This is a genomic window from Caulobacter sp. FG7, assembly GCF_057808875.1.
This window is the reverse complement of the sequence record NZ_JBMDIW010000001.1, coordinates 138,837-153,614: the sequence shown is the minus strand read 5'-3', so window position 1 is coordinate 153,614 and position 14,778 is coordinate 138,837. Positions and strand designations below refer to the sequence as shown.

The 14,778-nt window shown below is 68.8% G+C and carries 15 protein-coding genes; 10 read left to right on the top strand and 5 right to left on the bottom strand.

The window, feature by feature from the left end; all coding sequences use genetic code 11:
• Window positions 1–21 precede the first annotated feature (21 nt).
• Window positions 22–1,452: an MFS transporter gene (locus ACODR1_RS00760; RefSeq protein ID WP_488878741.1), complete on the bottom strand. Its 1,431-nt coding sequence runs from the start codon at window positions 1,450–1,452 to the stop codon at window positions 22–24.
• Window positions 1,453–1,932: 480 nt separating this feature from the next.
• The gene (locus ACODR1_RS00755; RefSeq protein WP_488878740.1) at window positions 1,933–2,706 is read right to left on the bottom strand and encodes a tyrosine-protein phosphatase; all 774 of its coding nucleotides are present in this window, start codon (window positions 2,704–2,706) and stop codon (window positions 1,933–1,935) included.
• A 76-nt stretch (window positions 2,707–2,782) separates the two neighbouring features.
• On the opposite strand from ACODR1_RS00755, the gene ACODR1_RS00750 reads away from it, so the two are divergent.
• From ACODR1_RS00750 to ACODR1_RS00740, 3 genes are all read left to right on the top strand, one after another.
• Window positions 2,783–3,541: an alpha/beta fold hydrolase gene (locus tag ACODR1_RS00750; RefSeq protein WP_488878739.1), complete on the top strand. Its 759-nt coding sequence runs from the start codon at window positions 2,783–2,785 to the stop codon at window positions 3,539–3,541.
• A gap of 113 nt (window positions 3,542–3,654) precedes the next feature.
• A complete protein-coding gene (locus ACODR1_RS00745) occupies window positions 3,655–4,017 on the top strand; it encodes a BlaI/MecI/CopY family transcriptional regulator (RefSeq protein ID WP_488878738.1) in 363 nt (120 codons plus the stop codon).
• The gene (locus tag ACODR1_RS00740) at window positions 4,014–5,225 is read left to right on the top strand and encodes a TonB family protein (protein WP_488878737.1); all 1,212 of its coding nucleotides are present in this window, start codon (window positions 4,014–4,016) and stop codon (window positions 5,223–5,225) included. Before ACODR1_RS00745 ends, ACODR1_RS00740 begins: the two co-directional genes overlap by 4 nt.
• Window positions 5,226–5,356: 131 nt before the next feature.
• Here the strand turns inward: ACODR1_RS00740 and ACODR1_RS00735 are convergent, their stop codons facing one another.
• Window positions 5,357–6,811, bottom strand: a complete 1,455-nt coding sequence (locus ACODR1_RS00735; RefSeq protein ID WP_488878736.1) for an AMP nucleosidase — start codon at window positions 6,809–6,811, stop codon at window positions 5,357–5,359.
• A 227-nt stretch (window positions 6,812–7,038) separates the two neighbouring features.
• On the opposite strand from ACODR1_RS00735, the gene ACODR1_RS00730 reads away from it, so the two are divergent.
• The 3 genes from ACODR1_RS00730 to ACODR1_RS00720 all read left to right on the top strand — a co-directional run bounded on the left by ACODR1_RS00730 (window position 7,039) and on the right by ACODR1_RS00720 (window position 9,592).
• Complete coding sequence (locus ACODR1_RS00730) at window positions 7,039–8,292, top strand: dicarboxylate/amino acid:cation symporter (protein WP_488878735.1); 1,254 nt, start codon at window positions 7,039–7,041, stop codon at window positions 8,290–8,292.
• Window positions 8,293–8,649: 357 nt separating this feature from the next.
• The gene (locus ACODR1_RS00725; protein WP_488878734.1) at window positions 8,650–9,054 is read left to right on the top strand and encodes a DUF6491 family protein; all 405 of its coding nucleotides are present in this window, start codon (window positions 8,650–8,652) and stop codon (window positions 9,052–9,054) included.
• Between the two features lie 157 nt (window positions 9,055–9,211).
• Window positions 9,212–9,592: a YidB family protein gene (locus ACODR1_RS00720; RefSeq protein ID WP_116569170.1), complete on the top strand. Its 381-nt coding sequence runs from the start codon at window positions 9,212–9,214 to the stop codon at window positions 9,590–9,592.
• Here ACODR1_RS00720 and ACODR1_RS00715 read toward each other — a convergent pair.
• Window positions 9,589–10,455, bottom strand: a complete 867-nt coding sequence (locus ACODR1_RS00715) for a 2-dehydropantoate 2-reductase (protein ID WP_488878733.1) — start codon at window positions 10,453–10,455, stop codon at window positions 9,589–9,591. The two genes, ACODR1_RS00720 and ACODR1_RS00715, sit on opposite strands and share 4 nt — an antisense overlap.
• 164 nt (window positions 10,456–10,619) lie before the next feature.
• The gene (locus ACODR1_RS00710) at window positions 10,620–11,657 is read right to left on the bottom strand and encodes a ribonucleotide-diphosphate reductase subunit beta (RefSeq protein WP_101715996.1); all 1,038 of its coding nucleotides are present in this window, start codon (window positions 11,655–11,657) and stop codon (window positions 10,620–10,622) included.
• Between the two features lie 133 nt (window positions 11,658–11,790).
• On the opposite strand from ACODR1_RS00710, the gene ACODR1_RS00705 reads away from it, so the two are divergent.
• From ACODR1_RS00705 to ACODR1_RS00690, 4 genes are all read left to right on the top strand, one after another.
• A complete protein-coding gene (locus ACODR1_RS00705; RefSeq protein ID WP_488878732.1) occupies window positions 11,791–12,462 on the top strand; it encodes a glutathione S-transferase family protein in 672 nt (223 codons plus the stop codon).
• The gene (locus tag ACODR1_RS00700) at window positions 12,459–12,710 is read left to right on the top strand and encodes a hypothetical protein (RefSeq protein WP_488878731.1); all 252 of its coding nucleotides are present in this window, start codon (window positions 12,459–12,461) and stop codon (window positions 12,708–12,710) included. Before ACODR1_RS00705 ends, ACODR1_RS00700 begins: the two co-directional genes overlap by 4 nt.
• Window positions 12,711–12,930: 220 nt before the next feature.
• Window positions 12,931–13,977, top strand: a complete 1,047-nt coding sequence (locus ACODR1_RS00695; RefSeq protein ID WP_488878730.1) for an aspartate-semialdehyde dehydrogenase — start codon at window positions 12,931–12,933, stop codon at window positions 13,975–13,977.
• Between the two features lie 181 nt (window positions 13,978–14,158).
• Window positions 14,159–14,767, top strand: a complete 609-nt coding sequence (locus ACODR1_RS00690; RefSeq protein WP_488878729.1) for a hypothetical protein — start codon at window positions 14,159–14,161, stop codon at window positions 14,765–14,767.
• Window positions 14,768–14,778 lie beyond the last annotated feature (11 nt).

The following is a 14,778-nucleotide window of genomic DNA, read 5'->3' as shown; positions in this document are numbered from 1 at the left end:
GCGCGGCTGGCGGCTACAGCCTCAAGCCTCGCGCCCGCCGCCGCGCACGGCGAACAGGCCAAGCGCGCCCAGAGCCATCAGGGCGACGATCGGTACGAAGCCGGCCACCTGGCTGTGAAACAGGGTCGTGGCCGCCGCCACCAGGGCCGAGCCCAGCCACACCGTCGCCGTGCCCGACAGCGCATAGAGCCCAAAGAACGCCGCCGTGCGGTCGGCCGGCGCCAGGCGCACCAGCAGGGTGCGGCTCGAAGCGTACTGAGCGGTGACGCAGATGGCGATCATCAGACCCAGCCCCACATAGAAGAGCTCGGGCAGGGTGCGGTAGATCGGCCCGTCCCACGCCGCCGGCCCAGCCGGGTCGTAGGCGAAGACGTAGAGGATGCGGTCGGGCCGCATGCCCAGAAGGCAGATCAGCGCCGCCAGGCAACCGGCGATCTCGATCTGCACGGCGCGCTTGGGCCCCAGCACCCGGTCGAGCTTGGGGGCCAGGAAGCCGCCCAGCACGCCGACCAGGCTCAGCGACACGCCATAGACCAGCATCTCCAGCGCGCCCCAGCCCATCACCCCCGCCGCGAACAGGCCGCCGAACACCAGGAGCGCGGTCATGCCGTCGCAATAGAGCATCCGCGCGGCCAGGAAGGTGGCCACGTCGCGGTGGCCCTTCAGGTTGGCGAAGGTGTCGCGCAGCAAGGCCAGGCCGGCCTTCAGCGCCGCGCCGACGCCAAGACCGGTGCGCGGCGCGTCCGGCGTCCAAAGCAGGAATGGGATCGCGCCCAGCGCCATGATCAGGGCCGACAGCGGTCCCGACAGGCGGCTGGGCTCATGATGGCCGGTCGACAGGCCCAGCAGCGGCGTCTTGGGTATCCCCGGCCAGTCGACTTGACCCGGCAGCACGAAGCCCCACAGCATCAGGATCAGCATCAGCACCGACAGGCCGTTGGAAAACACGTAGCCCAGGCCCGACAGCAGCGAGGCCTGGCCGGGTTCGGCGGCGGCGCGCGGCAGCAGCGAGTTGGCGGCCACGTCGCCCCAGTTATAGGCCACGCCCAGCACGATCAGGGCTCCGGCCGTCGCCGCCAGCGGCAGCCCGCCGGCCGGCGTCGCCCACCACAGCACGATCAGCGCGGGCAGCATGAGGGTCAGCAAGGTCGCGGCCAGCGGCTTGCGCGGGCCGTACTTCTCGACCGCCGCGCCCAGGATCGGAGCGGTCAGGGCGACGATCAGGCCGTAGGTGGTGGCGATCTGGGCCATCAGGGCCTGGCCCCGCACCGGGTCGCCGACCAGCACGCCGGAGAAATAGGGAGCGAAGATGTAGATGGTGACCAGCACCACATAGACGTCGCGCGAGCCCTGGTGCAGCACCCAGGACCATCCGCCTCGGGTCAGCGGCTTTCGCGCCGGTTTCGACTCGGCGCCCAGGCGCGCGGGCGCGCCGTCCAAGACCTCGCTCATGGTGTCCGCCCTGCTGCGGGCCGTCTGACGCGGCCCTGAAGCTGAGCCTCGCCCGCGAACACCGGTTTGTCACGCCTTCTTCATCAAGACGCGAAAATCGCCCAACTGTCCGGCAATGCTCACCGCCGGTTTCAGTCGCCATCCCGGGCGCAGGTCCGCGAGCTTGAGCACCACGTCATGCCCGGCACTATCTCCAGATACACTTCCGTCGAGTCATGGCCGGCCTCTATAGTCATTGACCGCTACTGCCATTTTGTCACGCGCCGTTAGCGAGTTTCATCTTGGCGTTTGAAGATGAACCCGACATCCTGTCGCATGGTTCAAGAACAAATCTATTGCCCGAAATGTCATGGCGAAGGCACCGAGGAAGGGCCCTTCGATAGTATTCCCTCCATGAACATCCTTGAAGCGCCACGTATCCCTTGTACGCACTGCAACGGAACTGGGCGGATAGAGAAGCCAAGCCCAACCTAAATACCGTCAAGCCAGGATGTGCGCCAGGATCGCCTCGCGCGCCTTGCCGTCCACGCCCAGCACAGTCTCCAGATAGGCGTCGATGGAGCCGTGGGCGGCCTCGATGGCCTCGATCGAGGCCAGGATGTATTCCCCCTCCACCGCCAGGGCCGCGCGGATCGCCGCCTCGGGCGGGACCGAGCCGGTGTAGCCGGCCAGGTAGCGGCCGATCCGCTCGCCGATGCGGGCGTAGCGCTCTGGATCGTTGGTGGCCAGGTAGTCCTCGACCAGGTCGTCGCGCGACACGCCGGCCAGGTGGTGGGTCAGGGCGGCCAGAAGCCCCGTGCGGTCCTTGCCGGCCGCGCAGTGGATCAGCACCGGCCCCCTCCCCTCCGCCAGCGCCGCGAAGTAGCGGGTGAACAGGTCGACGTGGCGCGGGGTGAACGGCTTGCGGCGGTAAGACTCGACCATGTAGCCGCGCAGGTCGGCCTCGGCGTAGTCCCAGCCGCGCAGGAAGGTCTGCCAGGGATCGTCGCCCTGCCCGCCCAGGTCGTTGTCGATCACCTGGGCCGAGAAGCCGGCCCAGCGGCGCGACGGCTCGCGCTGGCGTTCGGGCGCGCGGCGCAGGTCGACGATGGTGACGAGGCCCAGGCCGCCCAGGGCCTGGAGGTCGGCGTCGGTGGCGTCGGCCTGGTGGGCGGCGCGGAACAGCAGCCCTTTCTTCAGCCGGCCCGTCCCGGCGGCGTAGTCGCCGTAATCGCGGAAGTTCTCGACGCCTTGCAGGGGGATGTGACGGGTCATGGGCGTGCATGTAGTCCCAGGCTGCGACGAAATCGAGACTCTGGACGAATGGTGCGTCCGCGCAGATTGTGCCGCCATGCTCCCGGTCCAGCGATTCCAGAGTTTCGACGGCGTCTCCATCGCCTACCGCACCCTGGGCGAGGGGTGGCCGACCCTGCTGCTGCACGGCTTCCTGGCCAGCGCCGAGGGCAACTGGTTCCTGCCCGGCATCGCCCAGGCCCTGGTCAGCGCTGGCCGCAAGGTGATCGCCCCCGACCTGCGCGGCCACGGCCGCTCGGACGCGCCCAGCGACCCTGCCGCCTGGCCCGCCGACGTGCTGGCCATGGACCAGCAGGCCCTGGTCACGCACCTGCACCTGACCGACTACGACCTCGTCGGCTACTCGCTGGGCGCGCGCACGGCGGTGCGGATGATGGTGCGCGGCGCGCGGCCCGAGCGGCTGGTGCTGGCGGGCATGGGCGCCACGGGCCTGATGGGCGCGGGCGAGCGGGCGGCGATGTTCGCCGACGCCATCCGCAACGGCGACCAGGCCAAGGATCCCCGCGCCGGCCGCCGCGTGCGAGCGATGATGGCCGCCGGCGACCTCAAGCCCGAGGCCATGCTGGGCGTGCTCAACGCCTTCGTGCCGACCTCGGCGGAGGATATCGCCCGCATCGACGTCCCGACCCTCGTCATCGCCGGCCAGCGCGACGACGACAACGGCTCGGCCGAGGCCCTGGCCGGCATGCTGCCCGACGGCCGCGCCCAGCGCGTGCCCGGCGACCACATGAGCGCGGTGATGGAGCCGTCCCTGGCGGCCGGGATCGTGGGGTTCCTGGATAGGGTGTCGCGGTGAAGAAGCCCCCTCTTCCATAGGGAGAGGGCTTTAGGAAAACGCCGATTGACGACTCCGTTGACAGCTGTCAACGTCGCCATCGTTGACAAGCGTCATCGATCGGGAGGAGCGCCATGAAGATCAGTTCGGCCGAGAGCGTCATCATGGAGGCGCTGTGGCGGAAGCAGCCGCTGACCTCCGAGGCGATCATCGCCGAGGTCGGCGAGCCCAACGGCTGGACCGAGGGCACCGTCAAGCAGCTGATCAGCCGGCTGCTGAAGAAGAAGGCCATCGCCGCCCAGCCCGACGGCCGCCGCTATCTCTACAGCCCCCTGCTGGGTCGCCGCGACTATGTGCAGGCCGAGAGCCAGGGCCTGCTCGACCGACTGTTCGACGGTCGCCTGGCCCCGCTGGTCACCCAGTTCTCGGAGGGCGGCAAGCTGTCGGACGAGGACGTCGCCGAGCTGAAGGCCCTGGTCGAGAGGATCTCCAAATGAGCGGCGACATCGTCGAGGCGCTGGTCCGCACCAACCTCGCCCTGGCCGCCGCCATCGTCGCGGTGATGCTGCTGCGCAAGCCGGTCCGCCGACGGCTCGGCCCGCTGGCCGCCTACGCCCTGTGGCTGGCCGCGCCGCTGTGCGCCCTGGTCAGCCTGATCCCGGTCCGCGCGCCCACGGCCATGACCTTCTATCAGACGGTGGAACTGGCGCCCAAGGCGCTGGCCGCCGCCGCCCGGACCACCCAGCAGATGGCCAGCCTGACGGACATCGCCGTATGGGTCTGGACGATCGGCGCGGCGCTGGCCTTTGGCCTGCTGGCCCTGCGGCAACACCGCTTCGTACGCGCCGCCGGCCGGCTGACGCCCCTGGACGGCGCCCCCGGCGTGCTGCGCGGCGAGCATGTCGACGCCGGACCTCTGGTCCTGGGCGCCCTGCGTCCCCGCATCGTCGTGCCGGCCGACTTCGCCGAACGCTTCGAGGGCGAGGCCCGCACCCTGGTGCTGGCCCACGAAGAGGTTCACCTGCGCCGGGGCGACGCGACCATCAACGGCCTGGTCGTGGCCCTGCAATGCCTGTGCTGGTTCAACCCGCTGGTCCACCTCGCCGCCCGGGCCCTGCGGGTCGACCAGGAGATCGCCTGCGACGCGGCGGTGATCGCGCGCCATCCGCACGCCCGCCGCCTCTACGCCGAAACGCTGCTCAGCACGGTGCTGACGGCCAAGACCGCCCCGCTCGGCTGCCATTGGCCGGCGACGGGGCCCCATCCCCTGAAGGAGAGACTGACCATGCTGAACGCCGCCTCCCTCACCCCGCTGCGCCGCAAGGCCGGCCTGGCCCTCGTCGCCCTGCTGGCCTCGGCCGCCGCCGGCGGCGTCTGGGCCGCCAATCCCGAGGTGACCCCCAAGCCGATCGTCGAACGCCCCAACTGGATCCAGAAGCCCGACGCCAACGATCTGGCCCGTTACTATCCGGCCGACGCCATGGCGGCCAAGGCCTCGGGCCGCGCGCTCATCACCTGCGGCGTCGCCATCGACGGCACGCTGGAGAACTGCGAGGTGCTGCGCCAGAGCGAAGGCCCCTATGCGTTCGGCGACGCGGCCCTACAACTCAGCCAGTTCTTCCGCATGCAGCCCAAGACCGTGGACGGCAAGCCCACCGCCGGCGGCATGGTGACGATCCCGATCGCCTTCATGGCTCCCCGGTAGGGTCGCACGGTGCGTGACCCTCGCCCTTCGACGGGCTCAGGGTGAGGACCAGATCCGCAACGCAAAAAGAAACCCTCGCCCTGAGCTTGTCGAAGGGCGAGGGTTTCGCTTGGCGCCGTTAGGGCCCGCCCTTACCGGAAGGGCGGCTCGTCGAAGGCGCGCAGCTTGCGCGAGTGCAGGTTCGGGCCTTCCTCGTGCAGCAGCTTGCAGGTGAGAATGCCGATCTGCAGGTGCTGGCTGATCGCCCGCTCGTAGAAGGCGTTGGCCTGGCCCGGCAGCTTGATCTCGCCGTGCAGCGGCTTGTCCGACACGCACAGCAGCGTCCCGTACGGCACCCGGAAGCGGTAGCCCTGGGCGGCGATGGTGGCGCTTTCCATGTCGATGGCGACCGCGCGGCTCTGGTTGAAGCGCAGGGCCGAGAGGCTGTGGCGCAGTTCCCAGTTGCGGTCGTCGGTGGTGACCACGGTGCCGGTGCGCAGGCGCTTCTTCAGCTCCTGGCCGGTGTCGCCGCTGATCGCCTTGGCCGCGTCGTAGAGGGCCCGCTGCACCTCGGCGATCGACGGCACCGGGATCTCCGGCGGCAGCACCACGTCAAGCACGTGGTCGTCGCGCAGATAGGCGTGGGCCAACACGTAGTCGCCGATGGTCTGGGTGTCGCGCAGGCCGCCGCAGTGGCCGATCATCAGCCAGGCCTGCGGGCGCAGCACCGCCAGGTGGTCGCAGATGGTCTTGGCGTTGGACGGGCCGACGCCGATGTTGACCAGGCTGACGCCCTGACCGTTCGGGGCGATCAGGTGGTAGGCCGGCATCTGGTGCTTGCGCCAGGCGCCATCCGCAATGGCCTGCTCGGCGTTCGGCGTCTGCGCCGTGACCACCACGCCGCCCGAGCACGATAGCGCCGTGTACGGACTGTCGGGCTTCTTCAGCTGCTCCACGCCCCAGCGGACGAACTCGTCCACATAGCGGTGGTAGTTGGTGAACAGGATGAACGGCTGCACGTGCTCGGCCGGAGCGCCGGTGTAGTGGCGCAGGCGGGCCAGCGAGAAGTCCGTGCGCAAGCCGTCGAACAAGGCCAGCGGCCGGGTCTCTTCCAGCACCGGGCTCCAGACGCCGTCGGCGATCTCGTCGCCGATGAAGGCTAGGTCCGTGGTCGGGAAGAAGCGGGCGATGTCCTCGCTGCGCACATCGGCCTGGTTCAGGTCGATGCTGGCGTCCAGCACGTAGGGATAGGGGATTTCCTGCTCGGAGCGGGCGATCTCGATCTCGACGTCGAAGTCGTCCATCAGCAGGGTCAGCTGCTCGACCAGATAGTCCTTGAACTGGGCCGGCTTGGTGACCGTGGTCGAGTAGACGCCGGGACGGCTGACCCGGGCGAACGCGCGCGCCAGTTTCGGCGGCAGGGCCTCGGGATCGTAGGTGAGGCGCAGCTCGGGATAGGTGAACGAGCCGTCGAACCGCATCTGCGGGTCGGGGCGGGTTCCATTTTCGAGATAGGCCCGAAGGGCGGTGCGCAGCGCCTCGACGGCGCGTTCGTATTCGGAGTTGAGCCGTTCGACGACGGCGATTGCTTTTTCTTGGTTAGACATGGCGTCCTATATCAGCCTTGCCGCAGCCTGACCAGACCGGGGCGCCGCCAGCCTGCGCCCCAAGACTGAAGCCTTTGTGACGCCGCAGGCATGGACGAAGCCTTCCCGCTCGGCCAAAAGGGGCGCCACATGCCCCCGCTCGGGGTGTCCACGAAACGAATGCGCCTGCTGGGAGGGCGCTTCAGCAGGCCCGGTCGCCACGCGGTCGAGGGGGAACGGAAGACCCTATGAACAAACGCTTCGCCTATCTGATCGTCGGCGCGATGGTGCTGGGGGTGCTCGTCGGCTGGGGGTGCAACCAGTTCCTGGACGCGGCGGGGGCCAAGTCGGCCGCTTCGGGCCTGAGCCTGATCACCGACATCTTCCTGCGGCTGATCAAGATGATCATCGCGCCGCTGGTGTTCACCACCCTGGTGGCCGGCATCGCCCACATGGAAGACGCCGCCGCGGTGGGCCGCATCGGCGCCAAGACCCTGGGCTGGTTCATCGGCGCCTCGGCCGTGTCGCTGGTGCTGGGCCTCTTGATGGTCCACCTGCTGCAGCCGGGCCACGGCTTGCACCTCGTCGAAGCCGCCGTCTCCACCAAGCAGGCCGCCACCACCGAGGCCTTCACCCTGAAGGGCTTCATCACCCACCTGGTGCCGACCTCGATCTTCGACGCCATGGCCAAGAACGAGATCCTGCAGATCGTGGTGTTCTCGCTGTTCGTCGGCACCGCCGTGGCGGCGCTGGACGACAAGGCCCCGCAGGTGCTGCACCTGGTCGAGCAATGCGCCCAGATCATGCTGAAGGTCACCGGCTTCGTCATGAAGCTGGCCCCGCTGGCGATCTTCGCGGCCCTGGCCTCGACCATCGCCACCCAGGGCCTGGCCATGCTGGGCACCTACGCCAAGTTCGTGCTGGGCTTCTACGGCGCCATGGCCACCCTGTGGGGCCTGCTGTTCCTGGCCGCCTTCGTGGTGCTGGGCAAGCGCGCCATCCCGCTGTTCGGGGTGATCCGCGAACCGGCCCTGCTGGCCTTCTCGACCGCCTCGTCCGAAGCCGCCTATCCGCGCATCCTCGACAGCCTGCCCAAGGTGGGCGTGCGCCGCCGCATCGTCTCGTTCGTCCTGCCGCTGGGCTATTCGTTCAACCTCGACGGCTCGATGCTCTACTGCACCTTCGCCACCATGTTCATCATGCAGGCGCACGGCGTGCACCTGACCATCCAGCAGCAGATCTTCATGCTGCTGCTCCTGATGGTCACCTCCAAGGGCATCGCCGGCGTGCCGCGCGCCTCGCTCGTGGTCATCATGGCCACCCTGACCTATTTCGGCCTGCCCGAGGCCTGGATCGCCCTGGTCCTCGGCGTCGACCACCTGCTAGACATGGGCCGCTCGGCCACCAACGTCGTGGGCAACTCCGTCGCCGCCGCCGTCGTCGCCAAGTGGGAGGGCGAGCTGGACGAGGTGGATCCGGAACTGGCCAAGGCTTCGGCCTGATCCTCCTCGCCAAGCGAACATGAGAAGGGCGGGACCTCGCGGTCCCGCCCTTTTCTTTTGCGCGCTCCCTTACCCTGCCTCCCTCGCCCTTGTGGCGAGGGCCCATGCCGGCGGCTGCTCAGATCTTGGTCGTGCTCGAAAGGTCTGAGCAGGCTGAACCCTGGATCCTGGGCACAAGGCCCAGGAAAGCGAGGAAGGGTGTCGCAGCGGACGCGCGAAACTCCTCCGAACTCGGCGCAAATCAAAACGCAACGACGTAAAACGCCCCTTTCGCGCGCAAAAATGGGGCGACTTGACCATTGACGGCGAGGCTTCCAGGCCCAATCTTTCGCGCGAGGGACTGTGAGGATAAACGCAATGGTCAAGTTGAAAACCATCGCCCTGGCCGGCCTGGCCGGCGCGCTTCTCGCGGGCCCGGCCCTGGCGACCGAAAAGGCCGCCTCCGCGGAAAAGGCCCCGCGCGAGTGCTTCCAGCTGTCGGACTGGCAGGGCTGGAGCGCTCCCGACAAGAACACGCTCTACATGAAGATCCGCAACCGCGACGTCTATCGCGTGGACCTGTCGTGGGGCACCAACTCGCTGACCGCCCCGGGCAGCTTCCTGGTCTCGAACGTGCGCGGCATCGACACCGTCTGCCGCCCGCTAGACCTGGACCTGCGCGTCGCCGACGGCACCGGCTTCGCCATGCCGATCCGCGCCAAGGCCATCACCAAGCTGACGCCGGAGGAAGTGGCGGCCATCCCCAAGAAGGACCGTCCGTAAGACGCATCCGGCGCGAGGCCGAACACGCGAAAGGCGCGGATCGCAAGGTCCGCGCCTTTTCCTTTGCCGACTCGCCAAGCATCCTGGAGGGGCGCTTAATCCCCGTCACGTCGGGCGGGCCCGCAGCGGGCCAAGCGACGATCGAGCGGAGCGAGACATGAGCCTGCTGGACAATCTGATGGGCGCGCTGGGCGGCCAGGGCGACCTTGCCGAGACCGTCAAGAGCCTGGGCGTCACCGGCGGGGTAGGCGGCCTCGTCGACGCCTTCCAGAAGGGCGGCCTTTCCGAAGTCGCCCAGTCGTGGGTGTCGAGCGGCCAGAACCTGCCCGTCTCGCCCGAACAGATCCAGGCCGTGCTCGGCTCGGGCGTCGTCGGCCAGTTCGCCGAGAAGCTGGGCGTCGACCCGCAGACCGCGGCGGCCAAGCTGTCGGAGATCCTGCCGGGCCTGGTCGACAAGCTCACCCCCGGCGGTAAGCTGCCCGACGAGGGCCTGGGCGGCGCGGTCGGCGACCTGCTGGGCGGCTTCCTGAAGAGCTAGACTTCCCCCGCCGCCTCCAGCAGCGCCACGACCATGGCGTTGACCGGCGTGGCGACGCCATGGGCGGCGCCCTTCCGAACGATGACGCCGTTGCGGGCGTCGATCTCCATGGGGCGGCCGGCCAGACGGTCGGCGTGCAGCGAGTTGATCCCGTCGGCGGGCCCGGCGCGATAGCCGGCCACCACCTGCTCTGGCAGGTCGTCTGGAAGGTCCGCGCCCTGCGCCCGGCCGACGGCGACGCATTCGGCCACGAGGCTCTTCATGATCGCGGCGACGTCGTCGCGATGGGCGATGCCGGCCGGCTTCAGGGTCAGGGCGTTGACCGCGCCCGCGCAGTTGAGGGCCAGCTTGCTCCAGGCGACGGTGGCGAAGTCGCCGGTGGTCGAAACCTCGATCGGCGTGTGGGCGAAAAGGGCGACAAAGGCCTGCCCCGCCTCTCCGGCCGGAACCTTGATCCAGCCCATCCGGCGCTGGTGGATGACGCCCGGCGCCGTGCGCTCGGCCGGGATGTCGACCACCGCAGGCGTGATCCGCTCGGCCGGCAGGTAGGGAGCAAAGCGCTCGACGTGCTCGACGCCGTTCTGCAGCACGGCCACGCGGGTGTCCGGCCCGACCAGCCCCGCCAGCCAGGCGGCCGCGCCGGCGGCGTCATAGGTCTTGGTCGTCACCAGCACCCAGTCGACGGGCGCAGCCGCGGCCGGATCGATCAGCACCGTCGGGCTGGCGACCAGCGGCCCCTGCGGCGTCTCCACCGCCAGCCGCTCGAAGGCGGTGCGGGCGCACAGGGTCACCTCATGGGCCTGGGCCAGCCACGCCGCCAGGGTTCCGCCGACCGCGCCGGGACCGATCACCGCGATGCGCATGGAATGCTCTCCCTCCGCCCGGCGACGAACCCCCGCCCTTCGACGAGCTCAGGGTGAGGTTTCGAGTGAAGCGTCGCGGGCATACGAAATGGCCCTCATCCTGAACTTGTCGAAGGACGAGGGCCACGCATGGTCGAAAGTCGGGTCGATTACTCGAGCAAGACTCAGTGCTCGGCCGGAACGTCCGTGCGCTTTTGCAGCATGGCCTCGAAGCTCGACCACACGCCGTCCGAACCGTGCCATTGGCCCTTGGTGGCGGCCTTGGAATATTCGGTGGCGCGCGCCTCGAAGAAGTTGGCGTGCTCGACGCCCGACAGCAGGGCCTGCAGCCACGGCAGCGGGTTGTCCTTGACGCCGTAGACTTCCGGCAGGTCCAGCTGGCGCAGGCGCCAGTCGGCCACGAAGCGGATGTATTGCTTGATGTCGTCGGGGACCATGCCCTGCACGTCGCCGGCCTCGAAGGCCAGATCGATGAACTTGTCTTCCAGGCCCACCACGTGCTTGCAGCAGTCGACGATGTCGTCGGCCACCGACTTGGTCACCGCGCCGGTTTCCTTGTTGAAGGCGTGGTACAGCTTGATGATGCCGTCGCAGTGCAGGCTCTCGTCGCGGATCGACCACGAGACGATCTGGCCCATGCCCTTCATCTTGTTGAAGCGCGGGAAGTTCATCAGCATCGCGAACGAGGCGAACAGCTGGAGGCCTTCGGTGAAGCCGCCGAACATGGCGAGCGTCCGGCAGATGTCGGCGTTGGTCTCGACGCCGAAGGTCTGCATGTAGTCATGCTTGTCCTTCATGGCCTCGTATTCCATGAACGCCGAGAACTCGGTCTCGGGCATGCCGATGGTCTCGAGCAGCAGGGCGTAGGCCGCGATATGGATCGTCTCCATGTTCGCGAACGAGGCCAGCATCATCTTCACCTCGGTCGGTTTGAACACCCGACCGTAGCGCTCCATGTAGTTGTCCTGCACCTCGACGTCGGACTGGGTGAAGAAGCGGAAGATCTGCGTCAGCAGATTGCGCTCCTTGTCGTTCAGCTTGACGGCCCAGTCCTTGAGGTCCTCGCCCAGCGGCACCTCTTCGGGCATCCAGTGGACCTGCTGCTGCTTCTTCCAGAAGTCGTAGGCCCACGGATAGCGGAAGGGCTTGTAACCGCCGGAGGGGATCATGAGGCCGGGCTTGGTGATCAACGAGGCGGACATGGGCGGGCTCCAGAGCGGTCGGACACGAATCGGTCGGGCGGGTAGTCTCTTCGTACCCTAGGGCGACACGCCCCATCTAGTGGTCAAATTGCCCCATGGCACAACATGTTGTGGGCAGAATGGGTAACCAAAGATGAACAGCGATTACACCGTCTATGGCGCGCTCGGCTCCGGCTCGGTCCCTGTCGAAGCGACTTTGACCCTATTGGGGCAGGCCTACAAGGTGGTCGAGGCGCCCACCTGGGAGGGCCAGGCGCAGCAGGCCAAGGTCGCCCCCGTCAATCCGATGAAGCAGATCCCGGCGCTTGTCACCCCACAAGGCGAGACGATCACCGAGAGCGCGGCGATCCTGATCTGGCTGGCCGACAACCACCCCGAGGCGCAGCTTGCGCCGGCGATCGGCGACCCCCGCCGGGGACAGTTCCTGCGCTGGATGACCTTCATACCGGCCTCGATCTATTCGCTGTTCTGGGTGCGCGACGAGCCCTCGCGCCTGGCCGGACCCGATCCCGAAGCGCAAGGCAGGGTCAAGGCCGCCACCGCCGACCGCATCGCCGACTGTTGGGCGATGATGGACGCCCAGGTCGAGCCGCGGACCTACATCCTGGGCGACGAGCTTTCCGTCCTCGATCTCTATGTCGCCGTGGTCAGCCGCTGGGGCTCGCGCCGCGTGCGCTTCTACGAGCGCGCGCCGAAGATGGCCGACGTGGTGCGCCGCGTGGACGCCGATCCGCGCCTGGCCGAGTTCTGGGAAAGGCGCTTCCCATTCGTCGACGGCTGGGAGAGCAAGGGAGCCAGCGGATGAGCCTGTCGCAGATCGCCGGCTTCGCGCTCGGGGCCATCTTCGTGGCCTGGGTCCCCGTGAACATAGGGCTGCGGCTGTTCGTCATGTCCCAGATCAGGCCCGACAAGCGCCTGCCCCCCTTCGCCCTGCGCCTCCCGGACGATGTCTTCACGCCCGCGGGTCGCAAGGCGCGAACGGCCGCGCTCTACATCAACGTGACGGTCTTCGCCCTCTTCGTGCTGGTCGCGCTGCTTGGTCCTCCCCGCTGAGCCGACTTTACGGCGACCAGCTTGCCCGCTATTAGCCCCGCTCGATGCAATTGGCCGCGACCAAAATTATTACCCGCAAAACGACCCGCTACGGCGGGGCGGCGGGTATGCGCGCGATCTAAGCGAGCATCCTCAGACCAGCCCCGCACTGCGCGGGGCGGCTCTCAATCCACGAGACCTCAAGGCTCCCCGCGCTCCACATCACCAGGAGACGCTACCCATGAGCCGCAAGTTTTCCCGTTCGAACCCGCCCGCCGTCGGCGTCGTCGGCGCCACCGGCCTGGTCGGCGGCATGATGCTGAAGCTGCTGGCCGAGCGGGACTTTCCGCTAAGCGCCCTGCGGGTCTTCGCCTCAAGCCGCTCGGCCGGCCAGGCCCTGGCCTGGAAGGACGGCTCGGTTACGGTTGAAGACGCCGCGACCGCCGACTTCGCCGGGCTGGACATCGTGTTCTTCTCGGCCGGCGGCGACACCTCGCGCGAGCTGGCCCCCAAGGCCGCGGCGGCCGGCGCGATCGTCATCGACAACTCGTCGGCCTGGCGCAACGACCCGCAGGTCCCGCTGGTGGTGGCCGAGGTCAATCCCGAGGCCCTCGACGACCTGCCCAAGGGCATCATCGCCAACCCCAACTGCACCACCATGGCCGCCATGCCGGTGCTCAAGCCCCTGCACGACCACGCCGGCCTCAAGCGCCTGACGGTCAGCACCTACCAGGCCGCCTCGGGCGGCGGGGTCGAGGGCATCCAGGTGCTGTCGCAGCAACTGCGCGCCGGCGCGGCGGGCGATCTCGACGGCCTGGCCATGAGCCCCGACGCCGCCCCGCTGCCCGAGCCCAGGAAGTGGGCCGTGCCGCTGGCCTACAACGTCGTGCCGCTGAACTACGTGCTGGGCGAGGACGGCTACACCGAGGAAGAGCTGAAGCTGCGCGACGAGAGCCGCAAGATCCTGGGCCTTCCCGAGCTGCCGGTCAGCGGCACCTGCGTGCGGGTGCCGGTGTTCTCGGGCCACGCCCTCTCGATCAACGCCGAGTTCGATCGCCCGATCTCGGTGGAAGAGGCCCTGGCCCTGCTGGCCAAGGCGCCGGGCGTGGTCGTCGACGACGTGCCCAACCCGCTCGCCGCCACCGGCCAGGACCCCGTGTTCGTCGGCCGCGTGCGTCCCGACCCGACGGTCGAGCACGGCCTGGCCCTGTTCGTTGTCGGCGACAACCTGCGCAAGGGCGCGGCGCTGAACGCCGTGCAGGTGGCCGAGGTGCTGGTCGGGGCGTGAAACGAAAGCCTCGTCCTTCGACAGGCTCAGGACGAGGCTTTCTGCTGACCCGACGTTCGAACTGGTCCTCACCCTGAGCGCGTCGAAGGGCGAGGACCAGGCGCTGCGACAGCATGCCACGCAGCCCAAGCGTCAGCGTTCACACCCTCTTCATCGCGCCCGCGCGAAGGCTGGCGGCGAGATGAAGATAGCCCAGCCCTATTCGACCGAAGCCAGCGCCGCCGCGTCCGCCGTCGCCTATCCCGGCGGCGCGGCCGGCGCGGCGGCGGCGCTGAACGACACCGCCGGCGCGGTGGGGCTGGACCAGAAGCTGTCGGCCTATCACGCCCTGTCCAATCGCTGGGCCGGGGCCGGTCATGCCGAGCGCGCCAGCCTCGCGCCGGCGCTGAACGACTCGCCGTTCGCCAAGACGGTGCAGTCGGCGCTGAACACCTTCACCAAGGCCGCCTGGGCAGGATCGGACGCCGCGCCGCCGGCCCCGCAGGCCCAGGCGCTGAAGGCCTTCGACGGCCTGTCGGAAACCGACCAGACCATCGTCGCCTCGCTGCAGGTCGGCGTTCCCGGCGCGCGGGGACCGGCCACCGTCGGCGACTATCGCGCCCGCCTGCAGTCGGATCTCGACGCCGCTCAGCCGACCCAGGCCACGCCGCGCGACACCGTCACCCTGTCGCCCGAAGCCCAGGCGCGCCTCTCGGGCGCCGCAGCGCCGCAGGCCCCCGCCGCTCCAGCGGTCGAACCGACCCCCCAGATGGCCGCCGCCCTCAGCGCCTACGGCAAGGCGGCGGGTTAGAGTTGAAAGCC